Annotated in this window: 22 protein-coding genes; all 22 read left to right on the forward strand. The window is 55.2% G+C overall.

Features of this window, described 5'->3' with window-relative positions; translation table 11 throughout:
* Positions 1 to 88: 88 nt before the first annotated feature.
* The 22 genes from D3H35_RS09675 to D3H35_RS09780 all read left to right on the forward strand — a co-directional run bounded on the left by D3H35_RS09675 (position 89) and on the right by D3H35_RS09780 (position 21,502).
* A complete protein-coding gene (locus tag D3H35_RS09675; RefSeq protein WP_119148882.1) occupies positions 89 to 592 on the forward strand; it encodes a VanZ family protein in 504 nt (167 codons plus the stop codon).
* 25 nt (positions 593 to 617) lie between these two features.
* Complete coding sequence (locus D3H35_RS09680) at positions 618 to 1,796, forward strand: acyltransferase family protein (RefSeq protein ID WP_119148883.1); 1,179 nt, start codon at positions 618 to 620, stop codon at positions 1,794 to 1,796.
* Between the two features lie 60 nt (positions 1,797 to 1,856).
* Positions 1,857 to 2,333: a PilZ domain-containing protein gene (locus D3H35_RS09685; RefSeq protein ID WP_158594035.1), complete on the forward strand. Its 477-nt coding sequence runs from the start codon at positions 1,857 to 1,859 to the stop codon at positions 2,331 to 2,333.
* A 29-nt stretch (positions 2,334 to 2,362) separates the two neighbouring features.
* Entirely contained in the window at positions 2,363 to 3,127 is a 765-nt protein-coding gene (locus tag D3H35_RS09690) for a YveK family protein (protein ID WP_119148885.1), read from the forward strand.
* The gene (locus D3H35_RS09695) at positions 3,108 to 3,812 is read left to right on the forward strand and encodes a CpsD/CapB family tyrosine-protein kinase (RefSeq protein WP_119148886.1); all 705 of its coding nucleotides are present in this window, start codon (positions 3,108 to 3,110) and stop codon (positions 3,810 to 3,812) included. Before D3H35_RS09690 ends, D3H35_RS09695 begins: the two co-directional genes overlap by 20 nt.
* Before the next feature lie 38 nt (positions 3,813 to 3,850).
* Entirely contained in the window at positions 3,851 to 5,308 is a 1,458-nt protein-coding gene (locus D3H35_RS09700) for an O-antigen ligase family protein (protein ID WP_158594036.1), read from the forward strand.
* A 15-nt stretch (positions 5,309 to 5,323) separates the two neighbouring features.
* Entirely contained in the window at positions 5,324 to 6,553 is a 1,230-nt protein-coding gene (locus D3H35_RS09705) for a polysaccharide pyruvyl transferase family protein (RefSeq protein WP_119148888.1), read from the forward strand.
* Between the two features lie 23 nt (positions 6,554 to 6,576).
* The gene (locus D3H35_RS09710) at positions 6,577 to 7,389 is read left to right on the forward strand and encodes a hypothetical protein (RefSeq protein WP_119148889.1); all 813 of its coding nucleotides are present in this window, start codon (positions 6,577 to 6,579) and stop codon (positions 7,387 to 7,389) included.
* Positions 7,386 to 7,784, forward strand: a complete 399-nt coding sequence (locus D3H35_RS09715; protein WP_158594037.1) for a glycosyltransferase family 4 protein — start codon at positions 7,386 to 7,388, stop codon at positions 7,782 to 7,784. Before D3H35_RS09710 ends, D3H35_RS09715 begins: the two co-directional genes overlap by 4 nt.
* Positions 7,785 to 7,789: 5 nt before the next feature.
* Entirely contained in the window at positions 7,790 to 9,817 is a 2,028-nt protein-coding gene (locus D3H35_RS09720) for a stalk domain-containing protein (RefSeq protein WP_119148891.1), read from the forward strand.
* 21 nt (positions 9,818 to 9,838) lie between these two features.
* Positions 9,839 to 11,317: an oligosaccharide flippase family protein gene (locus D3H35_RS09725; RefSeq protein WP_147355801.1), complete on the forward strand. Its 1,479-nt coding sequence runs from the start codon at positions 9,839 to 9,841 to the stop codon at positions 11,315 to 11,317.
* A 15-nt stretch (positions 11,318 to 11,332) separates the two neighbouring features.
* Positions 11,333 to 12,238: a glycosyltransferase family 2 protein gene (locus D3H35_RS09730; RefSeq protein WP_119148893.1), complete on the forward strand. Its 906-nt coding sequence runs from the start codon at positions 11,333 to 11,335 to the stop codon at positions 12,236 to 12,238.
* 34 nt (positions 12,239 to 12,272) lie between these two features.
* Positions 12,273 to 13,658 (forward strand): glycosyltransferase, encoded by a 1,386-nt coding sequence (locus D3H35_RS09735; RefSeq protein WP_119148894.1) that lies wholly within the window; start codon positions 12,273 to 12,275, stop codon positions 13,656 to 13,658.
* The gene (gene cps2T, locus D3H35_RS09740) at positions 13,655 to 14,929 is read left to right on the forward strand and encodes a beta 1-4 rhamnosyltransferase Cps2T (protein ID WP_119148895.1); all 1,275 of its coding nucleotides are present in this window, start codon (positions 13,655 to 13,657) and stop codon (positions 14,927 to 14,929) included. The genes D3H35_RS09735 and cps2T overlap by 4 nt, the downstream gene beginning before the upstream one ends.
* Positions 14,841 to 15,740 carry a glucose-1-phosphate thymidylyltransferase RfbA gene (gene rfbA / locus D3H35_RS09745; RefSeq protein WP_119148896.1) on the forward strand — a complete coding sequence of 300 codons (900 nt, stop codon included), beginning with the start codon at positions 14,841 to 14,843 and terminating at the stop codon, positions 15,738 to 15,740. The genes cps2T and rfbA overlap by 89 nt, the downstream gene beginning before the upstream one ends.
* Positions 15,741 to 15,754: 14 nt before the next feature.
* Positions 15,755 to 16,333 carry a dTDP-4-dehydrorhamnose 3,5-epimerase gene (gene rfbC, locus D3H35_RS09750; RefSeq protein ID WP_119148897.1) on the forward strand — a complete coding sequence of 193 codons (579 nt, stop codon included), beginning with the start codon at positions 15,755 to 15,757 and terminating at the stop codon, positions 16,331 to 16,333.
* Positions 16,330 to 17,319 (forward strand): dTDP-glucose 4,6-dehydratase, encoded by a 990-nt coding sequence (gene rfbB / locus D3H35_RS09755; protein ID WP_119148898.1) that lies wholly within the window; start codon positions 16,330 to 16,332, stop codon positions 17,317 to 17,319. Before rfbC ends, rfbB begins: the two co-directional genes overlap by 4 nt.
* Positions 17,309 to 18,181 carry a dTDP-4-dehydrorhamnose reductase gene (gene rfbD, locus D3H35_RS09760; RefSeq protein ID WP_119148899.1) on the forward strand — a complete coding sequence of 291 codons (873 nt, stop codon included), beginning with the start codon at positions 17,309 to 17,311 and terminating at the stop codon, positions 18,179 to 18,181. The genes rfbB and rfbD overlap by 11 nt, the downstream gene beginning before the upstream one ends.
* Positions 18,178 to 19,302, forward strand: a complete 1,125-nt coding sequence (locus D3H35_RS09765) for a nucleotidyltransferase domain-containing protein (RefSeq protein ID WP_119148900.1) — start codon at positions 18,178 to 18,180, stop codon at positions 19,300 to 19,302. Before rfbD ends, D3H35_RS09765 begins: the two co-directional genes overlap by 4 nt.
* A gap of 17 nt (positions 19,303 to 19,319) precedes the next feature.
* Entirely contained in the window at positions 19,320 to 20,249 is a 930-nt protein-coding gene (locus D3H35_RS09770; RefSeq protein ID WP_119148901.1) for an LCP family glycopolymer transferase, read from the forward strand.
* 180 nt (positions 20,250 to 20,429) lie between these two features.
* Positions 20,430 to 21,227 (forward strand): hypothetical protein, encoded by a 798-nt coding sequence (locus tag D3H35_RS09775; protein WP_119148902.1) that lies wholly within the window; start codon positions 20,430 to 20,432, stop codon positions 21,225 to 21,227.
* Positions 21,224 to 21,502, forward strand: coding sequence for a PqqD family protein (locus D3H35_RS09780; protein WP_158594038.1), 279 nt, complete (start codon positions 21,224 to 21,226; stop codon positions 21,500 to 21,502). Before D3H35_RS09775 ends, D3H35_RS09780 begins: the two co-directional genes overlap by 4 nt.
* The last annotated feature ends 313 nt before the right edge of the window (positions 21,503 to 21,815 follow it).

Raw genomic sequence — 21,815 nt, forward strand, 5'->3', positions numbered from 1 at the left:
GTTCCCCTTGCGACGGAACGCCGCTCCGGCAAGGAGGAGGAGCTTCTTGAGGACTCGGACGATAGGGAGATGGAACAGGAATGGTCGCATGGAGGCTAGGAAGCTGCTTTATTTGTTCCCTGCAATCCTGTGCTTGATCATGGTGTTCGGTTTTTCCTCCCAGCCGTATAACCAGCAATCCGTCATCCCGTTTTTGCAAAAGCACATTACGGAGTATCGGCTCGCCGAAATTCTCCCCAACATTCATTTCCGGTACGGGCATACGGAGCTATGGTCGAAGATAGCTCCCTATCAATTCGTAGAATTCGTCTTTCGCAAATGCGCTCACATCTTCAGCTATTCGGCGCTGGGCTGCAGCCTGTATTACGCATTCTCGGCTTTCGGAGCAGCGGTCTGGAAGCCGGGATTGCGAATAATTGCCATGATGCTAGGGCTGCTCGCCGTTGCGGCATTGGACGAGTGGAATCAGATCCGCGTCTCCATGCGCACGGGACAGCCCATCGATGTGGCGTTGGACGTCATCGGAGGGACGCTGGGCGCGCTTTCGGCGCTTTTCGTCTTCGGACGGGTGAGAGCCCGGTGGCGCAACTAACTTTGACAGGAAAGGAGGAACGCCGTTGGAAAGGCTGGATCAGTTGGATTCCATGCGGGGGCTTGCCGCCGCAACCGTCCTGATTGGACATTGCTTGGGCGTCTATTCCGTCTTTTGGGTCGATACTTACGGTCAAGCGCAATACGGGCTAGTGAATCTATTGAAGTTCACCCCGCTTAGCATCGTAATCGCAGGACACGAAGCGGTCGTGTTCTTTTTCGTATTGAGCGGCTTCGTGTTAATGCTTCCTTTTTTGTCCGCCAAGCCCTTCTCGTACGGAACTTTCGTCGCCAGGCGGTTTTTGCGAATTTATTTGCCTTATTATGGAGCGATATTGCTCGCGCTCCTCATTCGGAGCTTGCTTGCGCAGCCGGATACGAACGTCTACAGCGAATGGATCGGCTTGCAATGGCAGTCTTCGCTCACATGGGAACTGCTCGTCCAGCATTTGTTCCTCATAGGCGATTTCGACAGCAACAGCTTGAATCCCGTCATCTGGTCGCTCGTTCATGAGATGCGCATTTCCCTCGTGTTCCCGCTGCTGGCGCTCATCGCGCTCAGATGGAATTGGAAGGCGGCCGTCGCGCTCGTTCCGGCTTTGTCTTTGCTGGGATACGTCTTCGTCTATTTGAGCTTTCATTCGCCCCCGAGGATCGAGAGCGTGTTTCAAGCGCTGGACAGCATGCAGTACGTTTCGTTCTTTCTCGCGGGAGCGCTGCTGGCCAAGTATCGGACGAACGCCGTTCGGTGGTGGAAAAGGAAAAGCCTTCTCTTCAAAGCGGCGCTCGTCGGTCTGGGGTGGGTCGCGTACACTTACGCCTACACGGTGCTTCCAGGGCAATCCGCCATCCACAAATCGTTCATGAACGAATTCGCGACGATGCTCGGGGCGCTGATAGCCATTCTGGCCGCCATCGGCTCCGCTCGCTCAAGGAAGCTGCTGCTGTGGCAGCCGATCCGCCGTCTTGGCCAAATGTCCTATAGCCTCTACCTGTATCATTTTATCATTCTCATGGCTTTGTTATGGATCGTTCCCCATTCGATTCCGCTGCCCCTGGTTCTAGCCGCGATAGTCGTACTCTCCCTTGCCGCCGCCTATGCGTCGTACAGGTGGGTGGAATTGCCCTCCATCAGGTGGGGCAAATCGTTGTTCGCGAAAACAGGCAAGCCGGGCGGAATGGCAAGCTTGGAAAAAACGGGATGACCCCGTTGCCAATCATTCGAAATGGAGAAGCAACTCTCCATTTCCCGTCGGAGGGATAGTATGTTTCAGAGCATGCAGCATGAACGAGCTGAAGCGGACAACCGCCGGCGCCACGTCCGGCTTCAGCTCGCCGAGCAATCTCATGCGCTCATTCGAATTGTGAAGCTGGAAGGCTACGAGGTGGATATGAATCCCGGCGTTATTCTTCTGGAGAACCTGAGTCCCGACGGCTGCGGCTTTCGCACGGGGCTCCGGTTTCCGGCCCATTCCAAAGTTATCTATAAAGTGGAATGGGAGACGGAAGGCAAGCGGATGGAGCTGAGGGGAACGATCCGCTGGCGATCCAAGGACGAGAACGGTTACCGGTACGGCCTTCGTTTTTTGCCTAACATTGCGGAGCGGATGCTGCTTACCGGTATATTGAACCGCTTGATTCTCAAGACGTGCCCGGGTCAGGAAAGAATCCACCGGCTATACCGGTCGCAGATCGGTGCCGATCGCAGCTTCGGGTTCGTGCAACGGAAAGGGAAATTCTAATTCCACAGGTCTCTAACGGAGGTAAGTTCATGGAGCTCAAAGAAAGCTTTCGCGTATTGCGCAAGAGGATGTGGTTGATCTCTATAACCGTAATAATGACGTGTGCGTTAGTCGGCATTTACAGCCAATTTTTCGTATCTCCGACGTATCAAGCGTCCTCCAAGCTTCTTATCAATCACGAAGCTCGCGCGGACGGAACGGCCGTTCTCGATTTGAACAGCGTCAACACCAACATCAGGCTTATGAATTCGTATAAGGAAATCATTCAGTCCGAAGCCATTCTGAACAAGGTAGCCAGCGAGCATCCGGAATTCGGCTTGACAGGCAAAATGCTCATGGGCTACATATCGGCCGCGTCCGCGTCGGACTCCCAGATCATGACGGTAACCGCCCGGCACGGTGAGTACGCGCAGGCGGCCGCGATGGCGAACGCGGTAGCGGAAGCGTTCAAGGAAGAAATTCCCGCCATCATGAACGTCAACAACGTGACGATTCTGACCGTGGCCGATCCGAAGGCGACAGCTTATCAAGTGTCTCCCAACACGAAGCTCAACGTGCTCATGGCGTTCCTGCTCTCCTCGATTCTGGTCATCGGGCTCTCCTTCCTTTTGGAGTATTTGGACGACACGATCAAATCCGAGGCGGACATCGAGAAGATTCTCGGGCTGCCTACCCTTAGCCAAGTCCACTCCATACGCAAAGACGACTTGTCTCCGAAATCGGCGGAGCCGATGAAGCCTTCCCAACAAAAGCAAACGGCGGGTGATCCCAATTATGTCACGATCAAGCACTGAGGCTAAGCTGGTTACCCATACGAATCCGTCGTCTCCTCTGTCGGAAGCGTATCGGGCGCTGCGCACGAACATTCAATTTTCCGGCATCGACGAACGCATCCAAACGCTGATGGTCGCTTCGGCCCAATCCGGGGACGGCAAATCGACCTCGATATCCAATCTGGCTATCGCTTATGCGCAGGAAGGGAAGCAGGTGCTGCTAATAGACGGAGATTTGCGCAAGCCCAGCTTGCATCACATGTTCCTGCTGTCCAATCGGCTCGGGTTGACCAACGTGCTGTTAGGCGGACAGTCGTGGAAGCAATCGGTGCGGGAGACGCACGTTCCGAACTTGTCCGTTATGCCCGCGGGCGCGATTCCCCCTAACCCGTCCGAAATTTTAGCGTCCCAAAAAATGAAAACGCTTATGGACGAGCTGAGGGAGCATTTCGATATTATTCTGTTCGACACGCCGCCCATTCTGGCCGTATCGGACGGGATCATCGTATCCTCGATGTGCGACGGGGTCGTCATCGTCGTCAATTCCGGCAAGACCAAGTACGCCGTCGCCAAGAAGCTTCAGCAAAGCTTGGATCGGGCGAAGGCAAGGGTGCTGGGAGTTCTTCTGAACAACGTCAAGCGCAAGGGCAACGAGGGTTATTACTACAACTATTACGCGTACGGCAGCAATGCCAAGAAATCGTAAACAACGGCGCGTATTCAAAGCGGGTGCGAGGTATGTTCTTGCTCAAAAAAATGAACGGAAAGAGCATGGTTTCCGTCTGCTCCGCGATCGCGATCGCTTTGGGAAGCTCGATGCTCTTGCAATGGCTTCTGCAGAGAGGCTCGTCCTTTACGTTGTTTTTCGTAGTCTTCGTCGTTATCGGAATCGGCTACGCTCTGGCGTGCTGTCTTTACGATCCTCTGAAAGTCTATCTCGCCGGTTCCGTGTTTCTGATGATGATCAACGCGAAGGTGATATTCGATCCCGTAACGGATTATATCGGGGGCGTCGGAGCAGGCAAGTTCTATGCGGGTGTGCCTCATCTGGTCGTAGGGCTTGGAATTGTCTCCTTCGTCATCGATAAGCTCCGGTTTCCGGACCGGCTGTCGTTTCGAATCGGCAAATCGGAGTTTTACGTTATTCTATTTACCGTCATTACGCTGACAGCCGGTCTCGTCGCCCCGTTCAAGGCGGCCAGCGTCGTGCAATCGAATTTCTACATCGTGCTGCTCGCGCTTTATTTGTTGTGGTCGAACGCCTTCCGCAGCTTGGGAAGGGACAGGGCGACGAAGCTGTTCGTCCGCGCGCTTTCCGTCGGGATGCTCGTTCAATTCGGTCTATGCTTGCTGCAATTGTCCTTGGGCAAAGAAATCGGATTGGCCTTCATAGGGGAAGGCGTGCTGGAGGAGCGGGCGGGGCTGAACGGCTCGAGCATAACGGGCACGTTCAACCATCCGGGGCCGTTATCGTTGTTCTTCTTGATCGGCGTTTCTCTGCTGTTCCCTCTCGTTCTGCAAAAGCGCAACTTCTCGGCCGTCGTTTGTTTTATAGCGGCGATAGTCGGACTCGTGCTGACGTACTCCCGGACGAGTCTCGTGATCGGCGCGGCGGTGCTGCTGCTGGAATGGCTGGTGCTGGCTTATTTTTCGAACAAAATATCCAAAAACCGGGCGGCGCTGGTCGCCATAGTCGTCATAGTCGTCGCGTTCAGCATGGGCGACAGCATTGCCGCCCGCTTTTCGAGCCTGGAAAACAATTCGAACGACGACCAGATCGCCCATAGGCTGGACCATTATCGCATGGCATGGGACTACATTCAGCAGAAGCCGTGGCTAGGCAACGGCCTGAACAATTGGTCGTACGTTACCCAGCATACGCAGCTGTTGACGAGTGTGGGCAGCGATATTTTTTACTACACGAATCCCGTGCACAACATCTATTTGTATGTGTGGTTCGAAGGCGGCCTTCTAATGCTGGCGGGCTTTTTGCTCGTTATTATTCACACTCTTATCGGGTTGCTCCGGAAGATCAAACGGAGAAAAGAGCTGGATATCGGCTTGATCGCGAGCATCGTCTGCGTATTGGCTTACGGAATTACGGGCTGGGGATTGTTCAACGGCGGCCAGATGCTCTACATTTTTTATTTCATCCTGTGCGTCTCCAATATCAAGTCGGACGAGCTTGCAGAAGATCAATAAACGGAGTGAGAAAAGATGCCCAAATTCGTTATTTCCGGCGTATCCGGCTTTCGAAACCGCGGAGTCAACGCGCTTGTCGCGACAACGGTCGAGGGGATTAAGACGATCGATCCGGCCGCCAAAATTACGATTATTTCGGATACGTCCGACTACGACGTACTGCACGGCAAGAAGCTGACCGCCCGATTTTTGCAGGATGTGTTCCGAACGCGGCGGGGCAAGCTGGTCAGGAAAGTCAGCCTTGTATCCAAAAAGCTGGCGAACCGGCTGTCCTCATCTTTCATCGAGGCGATGGACGCCGTCGAAGACACGGATATCGTCATCGCTTCCGGGGGAGACATCTTCAGCTCGGATTACGGGGACCAGAAGGATTTTTTGATTCCGCTCAAAATCGCCCAGAAAGCCGGAAAAAAGGTAGTGTTCATGGGACATTCGATCGGCCCGTTCAAGACGAGGCAGGAAGCGGACATGTGGCTGGAGGTCGCCAATAAGAGCGTGCTGATTACGGTACGCGAATCGCTGTCCTATCAATACGTGTGCCAGCAATTGGGCGTGCCGGAGAACAAGGTGTTCCTCACAGCCGATTCCGCGTTCGTATTGGCGCTGCCGGAGCAAGCCCAAATCGGCCGATTGGCTTCCTTCTACGGAATCGACTCCGGGAAGCCGCTCGTCGCATTGAGCGTCAGCCAGGGGATTATCAAATTTTCGGGCGCCGACGCCGCTTCCCACTTCGAGGTTTGGAAAAAGATCATATCGACGCTGCTTAACGATCTGGGAGCGCAAGTGCTGCTCGTCCCTCACGTTCAGGAACGGGCCGCCTTCAACGACGACCGAATTATCCAGTCCGCTCTCGTCAAGGAATTCGATTACGACGACAGGATCAAGCTCGTATCCGGCGATCATAACGCTTCCGAATTGAAGGGGCTGATCAGTCTGGCGGATCTGGTCATCGCGGAAAGAATGCATGCCGGCATCGCCGGGCTGTCGAGCGGAGTGCCTACGGCATTGATCGGCTACAGCGTCAAGGCGCGGGGCGTTATCCACGATATTTTCGGAGAGATGGCCGAGGAGCTTGAACTGCTCGTTTCCGTTCAAGATTTGGTCAACGGCACGAGTACGGAAAAGTGGCTGAAGGGGCTATGGAGCAACCGCGCAAAAATCGCATTCCGGCTCTCCGCGGAGCTGCCTAAATTCCGCAGTCTCGCCCGCAAAAACTTCGAGCTGCTCGGCGCTCTCCTCAAATAAGGGAGAAAGGGAGTGTCGCCATAATGAGAATTTTGTACGTCACCCCTTATTTGCCCTATGAGGGCGTTCCTTACGCGGGCGGCTATTTTCTCTACGAGTATTTGGTTCGATTGTCGGCCTATGTGGACGTACAAGTCATCGCTCCGAGAACGGAGGAGAACGAGCTCGCCGCCGCCAAGCTCCGTCATGAATTCAAAGTGGAGCTGCTTGGCGATAAGCCCGTCAAAAAATCGAAGGCGGCTCGGCTGCTGCCCATTCTGTGGAACCATCTGGTCCATCCGATGAACATTCCCGAAATGGACAACCTGTCGAAGGAGTTGGGCAAGCCAGGCTATCTGGACGATTTCGACGCGGTGGAGATGCACTTCTCGCAGGCGTTGCCGCTGGCGAAAGTCGTGAAGAAGGCGAGGCCGGAGCTGCCGACCGTCATTTTCGCTCACGACGTTTTTTCCCAAAGCGTTCATAGGAGGGTTCGAGGGGCTCCTTTCTCGCCCGGCAAGCTGCTGAACGCGATCAAATCGCTCAGGGTAAGCTCCGTCGAAGCATCGTATATGAACCGGTGCGACGGGGCTTTTGTGTTTAGCGATAAGGACAAGAACATTCTCGGAGGCATGGGAGTCCGAACGAGGGTCGAGGTGCTGGTGCCGTCCGTGGAGCTGCCGCGGCGAACGGCGCCGCTGGAGGGAGGGCCCGTCTGTCTGTTCGTAGGCGCGATGGACAGGCCGGAAAATCACGAGGCCGCCTCCTGGCTCCTCTCCAACGTATGGCCGGACGTGCTCGAACGGGTTCCGGAGGCGAGCTTGAAAATCGTAGGGGCAATCCTCCGGCCCATTTGACCGATCGTGCTTTCGAGAATGTTACGGTCACCGGATTCGTCAAGGAGCTCGATCCTTACTACCGGGAAGCGAGCGTATGCGTGGCTCCCCTCCTGACGGGAGCCGGCGTGAAATTCAAGGTGCTCCAGGCGATGGCCTACGGACTGCCGGTCGTGACGACGCCGGTAGGAGCGGAAGGCATTGCGGAGAACGAGCCGAAGCCGCTGCTCGAATTCGTCACGACGGACCCCGGAGCTTTCTCCGACGGCGTCGTCCGTTATTTGCAGGACGAGAGCCTGCGCAAGCGAGACGGCTTTCAGCTGCGAAGATGGATGGAAAACCATTACGATTTCGAGAAGAACACCGTGCAGAAAGCGTTGCTCTTCTATGAAACCTTCTACCCGGACGAGGAGTGATTTTCATGAGTTTCATACGCAAAAAGATGTTGGCGTTGCTCGCGGCTTCGCTAGTCTTGCTGGGGCTGCCGGCCGCGGCTTTCGCAAGCGGCGAGTCCAGCCCCGTCGAGGTCGTGCTCGACGGAGCTAAGCTTCAGTTCGATTCCCCTCCCGTCATTAAGGGAGGATTTACGCTTGTCCCTATCCGCAAAATCGTGGAAGCGATCGGCGCGGATGTGAAATGGGATCCGGTCGGCAAAACGGTTCTCATTTCGAAGCAGGGCTCGACGGTGCAATTGAAGGTCGGCGACAAGAAGGCTTTCGTGAACGGCAAAGCCGTAACGTTGGATTATGAAGCGACCGTAGTGAACGAGAGAACGCTAATCCCTCTGCGATTCGTCAGCGAATCGTTCGACGTGCTCGTCGATTGGGAGAACGCGACCCGAACCGTGTACTTGACCTCTCTGGATTCGGAGCCCGGCGGGTTCGATTACAGCGGCGTAACTCTCGCCAGCGTCCGCGATTCGAACGTGACGCCTTCGCAGGAAATCAAATACGACAAGCTCGTCTTGATTTCGGGCGAAGGGGCGAACGAGAAGAAGGTGTTCGTGAAATTCGATCTGTCCTCCTTCCAGGGGAAGAAAATCAAGAAAGCCTACCTCCACATGTTCAGCAACGAAACGTTGGAGACGAATTCCGAGAGAACGATAACGGTTAACAAAAGCTTGCGGGATTGGACCGGCGGAATCGACTGGAGAACGTACGACGGAGCCCGCAATTGGGACTCTCCCGGAGCCGCCGGAGCTGGCGACGAAGTGAAGAACATCGCTTCCCAGACGGTGTTCCGCATCATCGGCTGGGAGCCGAGCTGGTTTATCGACGTGAGCCCGACCGTTCGCGCCTGGGCGGACGGAACGGCTCCCAATTACGGATTGTCGCTCAGCTTCGACCGTTATTTTTCCATGATCGGGTTTCCCGTCAGCAAGCTGAACCCGAATTTGGTGCCGACGCTCGTCATCGAGCTGGACGATTACGACGCCGGAAACCCGTCGGCCGCATACTCGAAGAAAATCAAGACCGGGCTCGATTTTATCGCAAGAAAATACCATATGCTCCCTTGGGGCGACGACAGCATCGGGATATTGAACTCGCAGTACAATCTGGGCAAGCTCGGCTTCGGCGATGCGTATACGGCCAACGTCCGCAACTATTTCGATTACTTCGTGGACGAGAGCGGAGCGTTCAGGCGGGGAGCCGTTCCGAAGGCTTCCTTCTACAACGGGGTGTTCGGCTCGCTGCTGCTCGATTTGTACAAGGATACGGGCAAGGAAAACTATTTGACGGCCGCCAAAACGATCAGAGCGAGCTACGACACGCTGCCCCGGCTGAACGGCCTCTTCACGGAGAACGACGTCATTCAGGCGGAGCTGACCTTTCTCGGTCTTGATTTTCTGGCCCGCTACGGCGACCGGCTGGCGGATTCGGCGTCGACCGATTTGGCTGTGACGCAAGCTATCGCATTGTACGACAAGCTGACCGCTTTGGAGAAGGACGGCATTCCGGCGACTATTATTTTTGCCGACGGCAAGACGATAGGAAAAGGCTGGGGGCGGGGAATCGGCTGGTATTTCGGCGGCTTCGGCAAGCTGTTCCAGTATGCAAGCGTCAAGAGCCACCCCCGCTATGCGGAGCTGGAATCCAGATACAAGGCTCTCGCGCTTAAGATCGCGAGGTATCAGGATTCCTCCGGATTGTGGAGGAACATTATCCAGGACCCGGCGAGCGCCTTCGAAACGTCGGGCACGTCATTGATCGCGATCGGCTACGAATACGGCGTCAATGCGGGCGTACTGGACAAGAAATACGCCAAGGTCGTCGACCGCGCCATTAACGGCTTGCAGCGTTATTCCAAGACGGGCGCGGAAATGTCTCAAGCGTTCCCGAGCAATCAGGATTTGGTGTACACGTATACGAACTATTCGAACACTAGGAAAAGCTACGGCTTCTGGTTCGAATTGCTGACGACAAGGGAGAGGAACGGTCGAAAAATCTAGTTTCTCGGCAGGGTGGCGCATATGAAGATCCATTCGAAGATGATAGGCCCGGCGATGCTGATCGGAGCCCAATACTCGACGCAGATTATCGCGCCGCTGGTCAGCTTGCTGGTCGTCCGCTATTTGGGCTCCGAGCAGTTCGGGCTGTACGCCTCCGCGATGGCGATAACCGCCTTGCTGTCGGTCATGCCCGATTTCGGCCTGCAGCAGGCGGCGCTCAACATGAGCGCCCGCAAAGAATGGACGATTCAAGCCATTCTTCGAAAGTCGCTGACCGTCGGTTTGCAATACTCGCTCATTACCTTCCTTCTGACGGTCGTCTGGCTGTACGCGATCGACTATGAAATGACGACGAGATTGCTGGGCTTGATGCTCGGATTAACGTTCTTTCGGATTTCAATCGTTACCGTTCTGACTACCGGGCTGCAAATCCAGGGCAAATACGGAACGATCGCGGTCTGGAATGTCGCGGTCGGAGCCAGCCAGTGGATATCGACGCTCGCGGCCATTCTGGCGGGGGCAAGCTTATACTGGCTCGTACTCGGCCCGATTGTCGTCAGCCTCGTTCTCGCTTGTCTTATGCTTGTCGCGGTTGGAAGAAAGCTAGGCTTGTTCCCAGGCGCGAACGGGGGAGCCGACCGCTCGCTCATTCCGGTGAAGCAGCTGCTGAACGGCTCATGGAACTACGGCCTTGCCGCTTCGATGCACCAGCTGTACTACAAGTCGGACGTCGCGATCTTGTCGGCGACCCGCCAGCCTGTCGAAGTCGGGCAGTACACCGTCGCTTTCCGGATTATCGAATTGTTTTTTCTGTTTCCGGGCGTCGTCTTCAATCAAGTGCTGTATCCCAAATATTGCATTTGGTGCCGGGAAAATATTCCGAAGTTAAGACTTTACTACGGAATAATGAATAAGGTCATGGTGGCCGCCGGGCTGCTCGCTGCAATGATTCTCGTTCTGTTCGGCAAGGAAATCGTCGGTCTTCTGTTCGGCGAATCGCAGCTTGAAGCGGCGGGCTTCCTTCTCATTCTCGCCTTGGCGATCCCGCTGCGGTTCTGGGTAAGCTCCGCCGGAGCGGTGCTGACGAACGACGGTCTGATCAAGACGAAGCTGAAAATCCAATGCGGAATCGCCGTTCTGAACGTCGGGCTTAACGTTCTGTTCATCCCTCGGTTCGGAGGAGAAGCCGCGGCGATCAATATGATCGTCACCCACATCGTTCTGCTCGCAGCCTATACGTATGCCGCTCACCGGTATTTGCTGGGCTTCGCCAGGCTGCGGACGTTCGACTGGGCGCTTCCCGCCGCGCTCACGGCCGCTTCCTTGCTCGGCTTGTTCATTCTGTACCGCGACAATCTGCCCGTACGAATCGCGGGAGGGGGGCTGCTGGTCGCGGCGGTTGCCGTTGCCTTCGTTTTTTGGTTCCGCCGCTATGAAAGAAACGAGATCAGGCAGCTTTTCTCCAGAGGGGAGAAGCAAGCGGCAAGACTCGGCTTATAAGGAGGTGACAAAGGCATGCGGCCCAAGGTCTCTTTCGTCGTGCTCAACTGGAACAATTTCAAGGATACGAAGGAAATCGTGCAATGCCTGGAGCGGCTGGACTACCCGAACTTCGACATCGTCATTGTGGACAACGACTCCCGGGACGGATCCGCGCGAATGCTGGAGGATTGCTTTCCGGAGCATCCCTTCATCCGAAGCCCCGTGAATTCGGGGTATTCAGGCGGCAATAACCTCGGGATCGAGTACGCGCTGAGAATGAAAGCGGATTACGTGGCGATCGTGAACAACGACATCGTCATCGATAACGACAAGCTGCTCGCAGAGGTTATCGCTTATATGGAGGACAGCGGCGCGGAAATTCTCGGTCCGAAGATCGAAAGGCTGGAGACGCGGGAGACGGTATCCGTCTACAACGATTCTCCCTGGTGGAATCTGGTCCGCAAGGTGATGGTGAAGAACCGGCGAACTCGCGAGGACGACGCTCAAGAGGAATACAACAGCTTGCTTCTGTTAGGGGCTTTCCTGGTCATCAAGAGCGAGGTGTTCGGAACAATCGGGAAAATGAACGAAGATTTCTTCATGTATTGCGAAGAAAACGAGCTGCTGCTGCGAGCGAACCTGCATCGGGTCGCCATTTCGTATTATCCGCAAGTTAAGGTGCTTCGAAAGATGGGGAAGGACGAAAGAAACTATCATATTCGCAGGCTGTACTACATGTCCCGGAACAAGATCCACATGTTCAAGCTGCATTCGTCCGGCTGGAGCCTGCTGTTTCTTCTCTTCATCAACTTCGTAAGCGACGTCAAAAAAATAGTGAGATTTTTATTCGAAGGCAAGTTTGCGTTCGCCGCTACGATCGTCAAGGGAGTAATCGACGGCACTGGCCATGTGACCGGCATTAACCCTCGCTATCATTAGCCGTCCGAATAAAAAAAAGGTTGTGGCTGATCCGATGAACATTTTGCATGTGTCGTTAGGCCTTCCGCCTTACCGTACGGGCGGACTTACGAAGTATTCCGTCGACTTGATGCTGGCCCAGAGGGAGGCGCGGCACGAAGTGTCCGTGCTGTATCCCGGTCACTTCGCCATAGGGTCGTTATCCATCAAGCCCAATGCGGAATTCGAAGGAATTCGGGTGTACGAAATCGTTAATCCGCTGCCGGTGTCTTTGCTGGGAGGGGTGAGGCAGCCGTCCCGGTTTTACAATGCGGTCGAGCGGAAACCCTACGAAGATTTTCTAAGCAAGCTGAACCCCGACGTTATTCATATTCACTCGTTGATGGGCGTGCATTACGAGTTTTTCCTGGCGGCCAAGAAGCGGGGCATCAAGCTTGTGTTCACGACCCACGATTATTACGGGATTTGCCCGAAGGTAAATCTGCTGAACAGGGACGAGAGCATCTGCAACGATTACGGGGACGGCCTCGGCTGCGCGCAATGCAACGGGACGGGATACAGCATGCTGAAGCTTTATCTCATGCAATCCCGGACTTACCGCCATCTGAAAAACAGCCCCTTCGTCAGGAAAATGAGGCAGCGCGAAAAAAGCAGGCAAACGATCGCGGCCAGCCGTCCGATTGCGCCGGGGGACAGGCTGGAGGAAGAGAAACGGGCTCCGGAGTTCGTCCGGCTTCGGAAGTATTATCTGGATATTCTGTCTCTCGTCGATACGTTTCACTTCAACAGCAGCATCGCCAAAGAAGAATACAATCGGCATATGGACGCGCGCGGTACGATTATTCCCGTTACGCATCGCGACATTAGGGATTCCCGTACGGTAAAGCGGCGGGCGAACGGCGGCAAGCTCGTGAGATTGGCCTATTTGGGGCCTGTGGACAAGTACAAGGGCTTCTTTTTGTTAAAAGAAAGCTTGGCCCTGCTGTCGCATCGGAAGGATTGGATTCTTGACGTATATGGAAATTCATCGATCGATTCGGACGACTATGACCCGGTTCGCTTTGCTTTTCACGGCAGCTACAGCTACGGAGATTTGAGCCGCATATTCGACCGGACGGACTTATTGATCATGCCTAGCATCTGGAAAGAGACTTTCGGCTTCGTCGGACTAGAGGCTTTTTCCTATGGAGTTCCGGTTATGGTATCCGAGCATATGGGCTTCAAAGACGTCGTCTCCGACGGCGAGACGGGAATCGTTTTCGGCGACGGCGCGGCCCGGCTCGCATCCGAGCTGGAGAGAATAATGGACAACAGGGAGCTTCTGTCCGCGATGAATCGGAATATCGTTCAGATGGATTTTCCGTTCTCGATGGAGCGGCATGCCGCGCAAATGATGGAGCTGTACGGGGAAATGGGAGTGGCGGGAAGGAGGATCGTATGAAAAACATATTCATCCTGGGATCGAAGGGAATTCCGGCCAGATACGGCGGCTTCGAGACGTTCGTCGACCAACTGACGTCGCGGCGGTCCGATCCGGAAATCCGATACCATGTCGCCTGTCTCGCGGAATGGAACGCCGAGACCGAGCATAACGGGGCGCGCTGCTTCCACGTGAAGGTGCCGAAGATCGGCGCGGCTCGGGCCGTCTTGTACGATTTGCTCAGTCTCAGGCGAACGATTCGCTATATTCGCAGCAACGGTCTGACGGACAATGCCGTGTACATTCTGGCGTGCCGCATCGGGCCGTTTTTGTTTTGGTACAAGAAAAAGCTGCGGAAACTCGGCGCATCCTTGTACGTCAATCCGGACGGCCAAGAATGGAAACGAAGCAAATGGAAGCCTTGGATTCAGCGCTATTGGAAAAGGTCGGAGCGGCTCATGATCAAGCATGCCGACCGTGTCGTATGCGATTCGAAGGGAATCGAGAATTACATAAACCGGGAATACGCGGAATATCGTCCGGACACGGTCTATCTCTCGTACGGCGCCGATTTAACCCCTTCGAAGCTCGGGGACAACTCCGAGCCCATTCAAGAATGGTTCGCCCGGCATACGATTCAAGAAGGCGGTTACTACTTGATGGTCGGGCGGTTCGTGCCGGAGAACAATTACGAGCTCGTATTGAAGCAGTTCATGAGCTCGAACACCGAAAGAACTCTGGTCATCGTATCCAACGTGACGCAGAACCGCTTTTATGAGCAACTGCGCGACAAAACCGGCTTCGAACGCGACCCTCGCGTCAAATTCGTCGGCACCGTATACGACCAGGAGCTGCTCAAGAAAATCCGGGAGCTCGCCTACGGTTACATTCACGGTCACGAGGTCGGCGGCACCAACCCGTCGCTTCTGGAAGCGATGGCGTCTACTTCCATGAATCTGCTGCTCGACGTTGTGTTCAACAAGGAGGTAGGCGGGAACGGAGCGCTTTACTTCAACAAGTATGCGGGCTCCTTAAAGCTTCTGCTGGAAGAGGCGGACCGGATGGAGGAGGACGCCATCCTTGCGCTTCAGAGGAACGCCAGGCGCAGAATCGAGCGGCATTACGACTGGCAGGAAATCGTGGAGAAGTACGAAGGGGTTTTCCAACAAACGGATCCCTATGAGAGGAAGGAGCGAAGCGACCATGAAAGGAATCGTGCTGGCCGGAGGAAGCGGGACGAGGCTCTATCCCTTGACGAAGTCCGTCTCGAAGCAACTTCTACCGATTTATGACAAACCGATGATTTATTATCCGTTGTCCGTGCTGATGCTGGCGGGAATCCGGGACATCCTGATCATTTCTACCCCGTCGGACACGCCGCTATTTCAACATTTGCTCGGAGACGGTTCGGCTTGGGGATTGAACGTGACGTACGCGGTTCAGCCTTCTCCCGACGGCATCGCGCAGGCGTTCCGGATCGGGGAGACGTTCATCGGCGGCGATTCCGTAGCTCTCATTCTAGGCGACAATCTGTTCTACGGTCACGGCTTGACGGAATTGCTGCACAAGGCGTCCGCGAGAGAACGGGGGGCGACCGTGTTCGGCTATTCGGTGAAGGACCCGGAACGGTTCGGCGTCGTCGACTTCGACGAATCGGGACGGGTGCTGTCCATCGAAGAAAAGCCTCGTCGGCCGGCTTCTCCCTTTGCGGTCACCGGCCTCTATTTCTATGACAATCGGGTCGTTGAAATCGCGGAATCGATCGCTCCGTCGGCCAGGGGAGAGCTGGAGATTACGGATGTGAACAAGGTTTATTTGGAATTGGGAGAGCTGCACGTAGAGCTTCTCGGCCGAGGCTATACGTGGCTTGATTCGGGCACGCACGAATCGCTGCTGGAGGCATCGCAATTCATCGAGACGATCGAGAAGCGGCAGAGCTTGAAAATCGCCTGTCTGGAAGAAATCGCGTATACGTGCGGCTATATATCGGCCGAGGACGTCTTGACGCTCGCTCAGCCGATGGCCAAAAACGAATACGGCCAATATTTGCTTAATCTCATCAACCGGAACAGAAATAGGAAATTCGCCAAGGCGTACGCGTAAGGAGGAGGGCTGGCATGAAGCTGATAACGACCGAATTGGACGGAGTATGGATTATCGAGCCGCAAGTTCATGTCGACAACCGCGGTTTTTTTATGGAGAGCTACAACGATGCGTTCGTTAGGGGGCTAGGTATCCCGTCGGCGTTCGTGCAGGACAATCATTCCTTGTCCAAGGAGGCCGGAACGCTTCGGGGGCTGCACTTTCAATCCGCTCCCCGGGCTCAGACCAAGCTGGTGAGAGCGGCCAGCGGAGCTATATACGACGTAGCCGTCGACATTCGTCCCCGATCCGCGACCTTCGGTCGCTGGGTCGGGGTTATTTTATCTGCGGATAACCGGAGGCAGTTGCTCATTCCGCAAGGGTTCGCGCACGGCTTCTGCACCTTGGTCCCGAACACCGAGGTGCTCTACAAGGTGGATGATTATTATTCGCGCGAGCATGACGGTGGGGTTGCCTGGGACGACCCGGACTTGGGAATTCCTTGGCCGTTCGCGCAGCCGGTGCTGTCGGAGAAGGACGGCCGTCATCCGCGGCTAAGGGATTTGAGTCCGAATGCGAATACGGAAGCGGATAAGGAGGCGGATGCGGTATGAATGTGCTCGTAACCGGAGGAGCGGGCTTTATCGGCAGCAATTTCGTGCATTACATGATGCGCCGATACCCGGACTATCGCATCGTCGTGCTCGACAAATTGACTTACGCGGGCAATCTTGACAATCTGGCCGATGTCGCGTCATTGCCCGGATTTGTTTTCGTTCGAGGGGATATCGGCAACGGGGGGCTTGTGGAGGAGCTTCTGTCCGCTTATCGGATCGATGCGGTTATCAACTTTGCCGCCGAATCGCATGTCGATCGCAGCATTGCCGATCCGTCCGTATTCGTCGTATCGAACGTGCTCGGAACGCAGACGCTGCTCGAAGCTGCGCGGAAGGCCGGCGTAGGCAAGTTCGTGCAAATTTCCACCGACGAGGTGTACGGGACGCTTGGAAGCGAAGGCTTGTTCACGGAGACGACCCCGCTTGCGCCCAACAGCCCTTATTCGGCGAGCAAGGCCGGAGCGGATCTGCTGGCAAGAGCCTATTACGAAACGTACGGAATGAACGTCAATATTACCCGATGCTCGAATAACTACGGCCCCTTCCACTATCCCGAAAAGCTGATTCCCCTTATCGTAACGCGCGCTCTGCAAGATCAGGCTATTCCCGTTTACGGAGACGGATTGAACGTCAGAGATTGGCTTCACGTCCGCGATCACGCCGCGGCCGTCGATCTCGTGCTCCATAACGGCAGGCCGGGCGAGGTGTACAACATAGGCGGGAACAACGAACGGACGAATTTGGACATCGTCCGGTTTGTGCTGGGGCAGCTGGGCAAGCCGGAGACTTTGATTCGCTACGTGGAGGATCGCCTCGGTCATGACCGAAGGTATGCGATCGATGCGGCCAAAATTCGCGCGGAGCTTGGCTGGAAGCCGGAAGTGGATGTGGAGCGGGGGCTGCAAGAAACGATTCATTGGTTTGTGAACCATCGCGATTGGTGGCAGGGAACGAGCTCGGGAGAGCGGTCCTATGGAACGTAAGCGGATAGCGGTTACCGGAGCGGGAGGGCAGCTGGGCCGGGATTTATGTCCGCTGCTGGAGCGATCCGGGTACGATCCGATAGGTTGGGACCGATCGGATCTGGACATTACGGACGCTCAAGCGGTTATGCGGAAGATAGAGGAGTTTCGCCCGGATGCGGTCGTTCACACGGCAGCTTACACGAAGGTGGATCAAGCCGAGAAGGACTCGGAAGCGGCCTATTCGGTCAATGCCGTCGGCACTCGCAACGTTGCGCTTGCCGCCGAAGCCGTGGGAGCGAAGCTTGTCTACATTAGCACCGACTACGTATTTCCCGGAACAGGCCGCGATCCATGGCACGAAAGCAGGGAGACGGAGCCGCTTAACGTGTACGGACATTCCAAGAGAGCCGGCGAATGGATCGTATCCAGCGTTCACTCTCGCTGGTTCGTCGCCAGAACGTCATGGGTGTACGGCTCTCACGGCCACAATTTCGTAAAGACGATGCTACACCTTGCCGGCGAGAAGGACGTCCTGGAGGTCGTGAACGATCAGGTAGGCTGCCCGACTTATACGGTCGATTTGTCCCAGGCCATCATAAGGCTGCTCGAATCGGAAAAATACGGTACTTATCACGTATCGAATTCAGGCCAATGCTCCTGGTTTGAATTCGCCAAGCGCTTGTTCGAGCTTGCCGGAGTCTCCGTTCAGGTAAATCCGGTGACGTCCGAGCGGTATCCCCGTCCGGCGAAGCGCCCGGCCTATTCGGTGTTCGAGCATCGGGCGCTTAAAGCCAACGGGTTTCCGCCGATGCGCCCTTGGGAGGAAGCGCTTTCGGAATTCGTAACCCATTATTCGGATAAAGAGAGGCGCGGTGGATGATAACGATCAAGCTGCTTAACCGATTGTTTCGGAATCAGCGGCCGTTATTGAACGGCGATGCGGAGTATGAAGCGGCGCTCGCGGAGATCAGGCGGCAGTCGCTTGCGGGGCAAATCCATCATTTGCTTATCGAGCACGGGATGACATCCGAGCCCCCTTCCTTTTTCCTGAACGATCTGGCCGAGCTTCAACGCGCGGAGTGGATGACGAACATGACGCTGAAGCTGGAAGCGGAGCCTGTCATCGCGAGCTTGGAGAGCAACGGAATCCGCACGATCGTGCTCAAAGGGATTTGGCTGTCGCGCATTTTGTACGGCAAAGAGGGAGTACGGAGAACGGGAGACATCGATATTCTCGTTCGCCCGGAGGATGTGGACAGAGTGACGGCCGTGCTCGCCGAGCGGCAATTCCATGCAGCTTCCAACGATTGCGGCTACCCCTACCACGCCCTCTTCTACAAGCCCGCCGCCAACGGCAAAAAAATCGCTATCGAGCTTCATTGGCATCTGATTTCGTCCGGAAGCTGCATGCTGGATTGCAATCGTCTGTGGGAGCAGTCCGTTCCGCTGACCGGTTATGCGCATATGCGCGAATTTGCCATTCCGGATCAGTTCTATACGTTGGCGATTCACGGAGCCAAGCATGTGATGTGCTCGGTCAAGCACGTGCTTGATCTCGTCAGAATGCTTCATCTCTATCGGGAGCTTATCGATTATCCTTCTTTGCTGGAACGGGCGAGAAGAGAACATACGTATGGCATGGTCGTCATGGCGCTGTCCGTCGCGTACCGGCTCTTTCCGCATCTGCACGTATGGAAGCCGTTCCCGGAGTGCCGCCGTTGGTTTTCATGGGATCAAGGGCTGGCTTTTCGTCGAAACGCGGGCTTTCGAAAGTTCAAAGGCTTCAGGTTCTATGGCCAGCAGCTCGTATTTCAATTGGCCAAGCTGGATAACACCCGCTACCGGCTCCGCTATGTGAAGAGGCTTGTCTTCCCGCATAAGGTGGAGATGCGCGCCTATCTCGGGCTTCCGGATACGACGCCAGGCTGGCGCCTGTACGTCGGCTGGCACGGCCGTTTTCTTACGTCGGGCCGCAGCCGTCGTCATGCGGGATCGTCATAGGAAAGGAATGGCGGAAGATGAAAAGATGGATTTGGATCAGCGCCGGAGCCGCTGTCGTTATTCTGCTCGGCATTGTCGGAACGGGAGGGTACGCTTACTTTTCGTTGAAGCATACGGCCAAGCAAGTGTACGTCCCGCTCCCCGACAAGCCGAAATACGTCAGCAAGGATACCGAGCTTAAGCGCCCGGAGACGATCGATACGAGCAAGCTTTCCCCGTTCACCGTCCTGCTGCTTGGGGTGGACGAGCGCCAAGGGGATCGGGGCAGATCGGACACGATTCTCGTGCTGACCGTAAACCCGAAGCAGGAAAAGGCGCTTCTGTTCAACATTCCGAGAGATACCCGAACCGAAATAGCGGGGAGGAAGAGCCAGGACAAAATCAATCATGCCTACGCGTTCGAAGGGGTTGCGGGCTCGCTTGCGACGGTGGAAAATTTCCTGGACATGCCTATCGATTATTACGTGGAAGTTAATATGGAAGGGTTCAAGTCTATCGTCGATACGCTGAATGGGGTCGACGTCGTCAACGCATTCGCGTTCTCCTACGAAGGCTCCGAATTTCCTGCCGGAGAGCAGCATTTGGACGGAGATCAGGCGCTCAAATTTTCCCGAATGCGCTACGACGATCCTCGCGGAGACTTCGGAAGGAACGAACGGCAACGGCAAATCGTCCGGGACGTGCTGCATCGCGCGAGCCAGTGGAACAACCTTTGGGAGTTGCCGGATGTGCTCAAGACGGTTGGCAACCATGTCAGAACGAATATGACCTTCGACGAAATTCAGGACCTCGCGACGAAATACCGGACGCGAATAGCGAAGGTAGAGAGCACGGAAATCCGGGGAAAAGGCTCCATGATTAACGGCATTTACTATTATCTTGTCGACGAGAAGGAGCGGGACCGGATCCATTCCGATATGAAAAAGCTGCTGATGGAGCCTTCCTAAGAGAAGAGTACATGCGAGAAACGTGTCGTTTTGGAGCAAAATGTGACAAAATTCAATTGACATGATACATTTTGTAGCTTATGATCTTCTCAAACGAAAGTCTTTATTCATAGGACGAATGAACGATGGAAGAGAAAGGCCGAAGCCTCTCTCTTCCGAACGTTGGGGAGGACTCTGTACATGATCGAGAAATGGCGTCATATCGGCGAGGAAATTATCCGGTTCCGGTTAGCGGACGAGGAAGCCGCGAGGGTAACCCGAGCGGTTCTCGGCGAAATGTTCTCTTATCGGAGCAGCGAAGCGATTGCGGATATGACGGTAACGATCCGTTCGGGGTATGGGAGCCGTTACGCGGATCATACTTCGGTCGCGATCGGCAGGGACGATAACGGCCTGTTTTTCGATCGCCAAGATTTCCAACTGCGGATCAGCGCCGACGATCTGCAGGCGGAAATTCGATTCCATGATTATTATGGGTTGCGCACGGCTTTGCTTAGCTGGTACAGCTCCATCATTAATCGGGCGGATTGGGGAATCGTCGTTCGCTCTTCATGCGTCGTCAACGAGGGACAAGCCTGCTTGTTTATCGGAGCGTCCGACGCGCGCGAGTCGACGATCGCTTCGTTATCCCGTCCCCGCGTCCTGCTCTCGGATGAAACGTCGCTCATTCGCATTTTTTCCGAAGGAAGCGTCAGAGTGTACGATTCCCCTTTCCGGAACGTCTGCAAGGAGCCCGCGAATGTAGGCTTCGCTCCTTTGCAGCGCATCTATCTGTTGAGGGAGTCGCCAATTGTACGTACGACGCCGCTGCCCAAGGACGAAGCGATGCTGATGCTGTTGAACGAAGTTGTGCACGAGAATCGCGATGCAGGGGAATCGGCCAAGCTTGTTCGGATGTGCAAGCGGCTGGTCGAACGAGTTCCTGTCTATGAGATGGAGCTTGAAAAAAACAAACGGGTTTGGGGGGCTATATCGTGAGCGTAGTTTATCGGCGTCTGGATCAAGTAGAGGTCGTCGAGCTGGATGGAGAGACATTGGTTCTGAACCCGGAGACGTTCGCCGTTACCAAGCTTAACGAAGTAGGAGGATGGGTGTGGCGGACGATGGACGATTGCGCGACTTTCGAGCAGTTGGAGCAACGTATGACGGAAACCTTTGATGCCGATCGCCGTCGAATGAGCGCGGATTTAACCTTGTTTTTGAACGAGATGATAGGGATCGGCCTCATTAAGATCGCGAAGGACACGGAATGAGCCGCACTGTGCATTCGGTTCCCAAGCGGCGGTAACCCATTCCGGAGAGGAAGGTTGGCTGTGAATATAGACAACCCGGAAAGCTTCTATTGTATCGTGTGCAATAGAATGTACCGGCAAGACAAGGCGTACCTATTGTTCCGAACGGGCTTTTTTCGAGTCATGTACCCTCTCGGCTGCTGTCTAAGCTGCCGGGCCGCGATTCAATTCGACGAAGGTCGATTCAAGCCCATAGCGAAGGATCAGTCCTAATCGGAGCCTGCCGTTTTCTTGCAGGCTCTTAATTTTTTCTAAAGATTGTTATGCGCGCATT

This window comes from Cohnella faecalis (assembly GCF_003570905.1).
GTDB lineage: Bacteria > Bacillota > Bacilli > Paenibacillales > Paenibacillaceae > Cohnella > Cohnella faecalis.

Excerpts from the sequence above, each read along its gene's own strand:
- D3H35_RS09675 (WP_119148882.1), top strand. The coding sequence starts at position 89 with ATGGAGGCTAGGAAGCTGCTTTATTTGTTCCCTGCAATCCTGTGCTTG.
- D3H35_RS09685 (WP_158594035.1), top strand. The coding sequence starts at position 1,857 with ATGTTTCAGAGCATGCAGCATGAACGAGCTGAAGCGGACAACCGCCGG.
- D3H35_RS09690 (WP_119148885.1), top strand. The coding sequence starts at position 2,363 with ATGGAGCTCAAAGAAAGCTTTCGCGTATTGCGCAAGAGGATGTGGTTG.
- D3H35_RS09695 (WP_119148886.1), top strand. The coding sequence starts at position 3,108 with ATGTCACGATCAAGCACTGAGGCTAAGCTGGTTACCCATACGAATCCG.
- D3H35_RS09705 (WP_119148888.1), top strand. The coding sequence starts at position 5,324 with ATGCCCAAATTCGTTATTTCCGGCGTATCCGGCTTTCGAAACCGCGGA.
- D3H35_RS09710 (WP_119148889.1), top strand. The coding sequence starts at position 6,577 with ATGAGAATTTTGTACGTCACCCCTTATTTGCCCTATGAGGGCGTTCCT.
- D3H35_RS09720 (WP_119148891.1), top strand. The coding sequence starts at position 7,790 with ATGAGTTTCATACGCAAAAAGATGTTGGCGTTGCTCGCGGCTTCGCTA.
- D3H35_RS09725 (WP_147355801.1), top strand. The coding sequence starts at position 9,839 with ATGAAGATCCATTCGAAGATGATAGGCCCGGCGATGCTGATCGGAGCC.
- D3H35_RS09730 (WP_119148893.1), top strand. The coding sequence starts at position 11,333 with ATGCGGCCCAAGGTCTCTTTCGTCGTGCTCAACTGGAACAATTTCAAG.
- D3H35_RS09735 (WP_119148894.1), top strand. The coding sequence starts at position 12,273 with ATGAACATTTTGCATGTGTCGTTAGGCCTTCCGCCTTACCGTACGGGC.
- cps2T (WP_119148895.1), top strand. The coding sequence starts at position 13,655 with ATGAAAAACATATTCATCCTGGGATCGAAGGGAATTCCGGCCAGATAC.
- rfbA (WP_119148896.1), top strand. The coding sequence starts at position 14,841 with ATGAAAGGAATCGTGCTGGCCGGAGGAAGCGGGACGAGGCTCTATCCC.
- rfbC (WP_119148897.1), top strand. The coding sequence starts at position 15,755 with ATGAAGCTGATAACGACCGAATTGGACGGAGTATGGATTATCGAGCCG.
- rfbB (WP_119148898.1), top strand. The coding sequence starts at position 16,330 with ATGAATGTGCTCGTAACCGGAGGAGCGGGCTTTATCGGCAGCAATTTC.
- rfbD (WP_119148899.1), top strand. The coding sequence starts at position 17,309 with ATGGAACGTAAGCGGATAGCGGTTACCGGAGCGGGAGGGCAGCTGGGC.
- D3H35_RS09765 (WP_119148900.1), top strand. The coding sequence starts at position 18,178 with ATGATAACGATCAAGCTGCTTAACCGATTGTTTCGGAATCAGCGGCCG.
- D3H35_RS09770 (WP_119148901.1), top strand. The coding sequence starts at position 19,320 with ATGAAAAGATGGATTTGGATCAGCGCCGGAGCCGCTGTCGTTATTCTG.
- D3H35_RS09775 (WP_119148902.1), top strand. The coding sequence starts at position 20,430 with ATGATCGAGAAATGGCGTCATATCGGCGAGGAAATTATCCGGTTCCGG.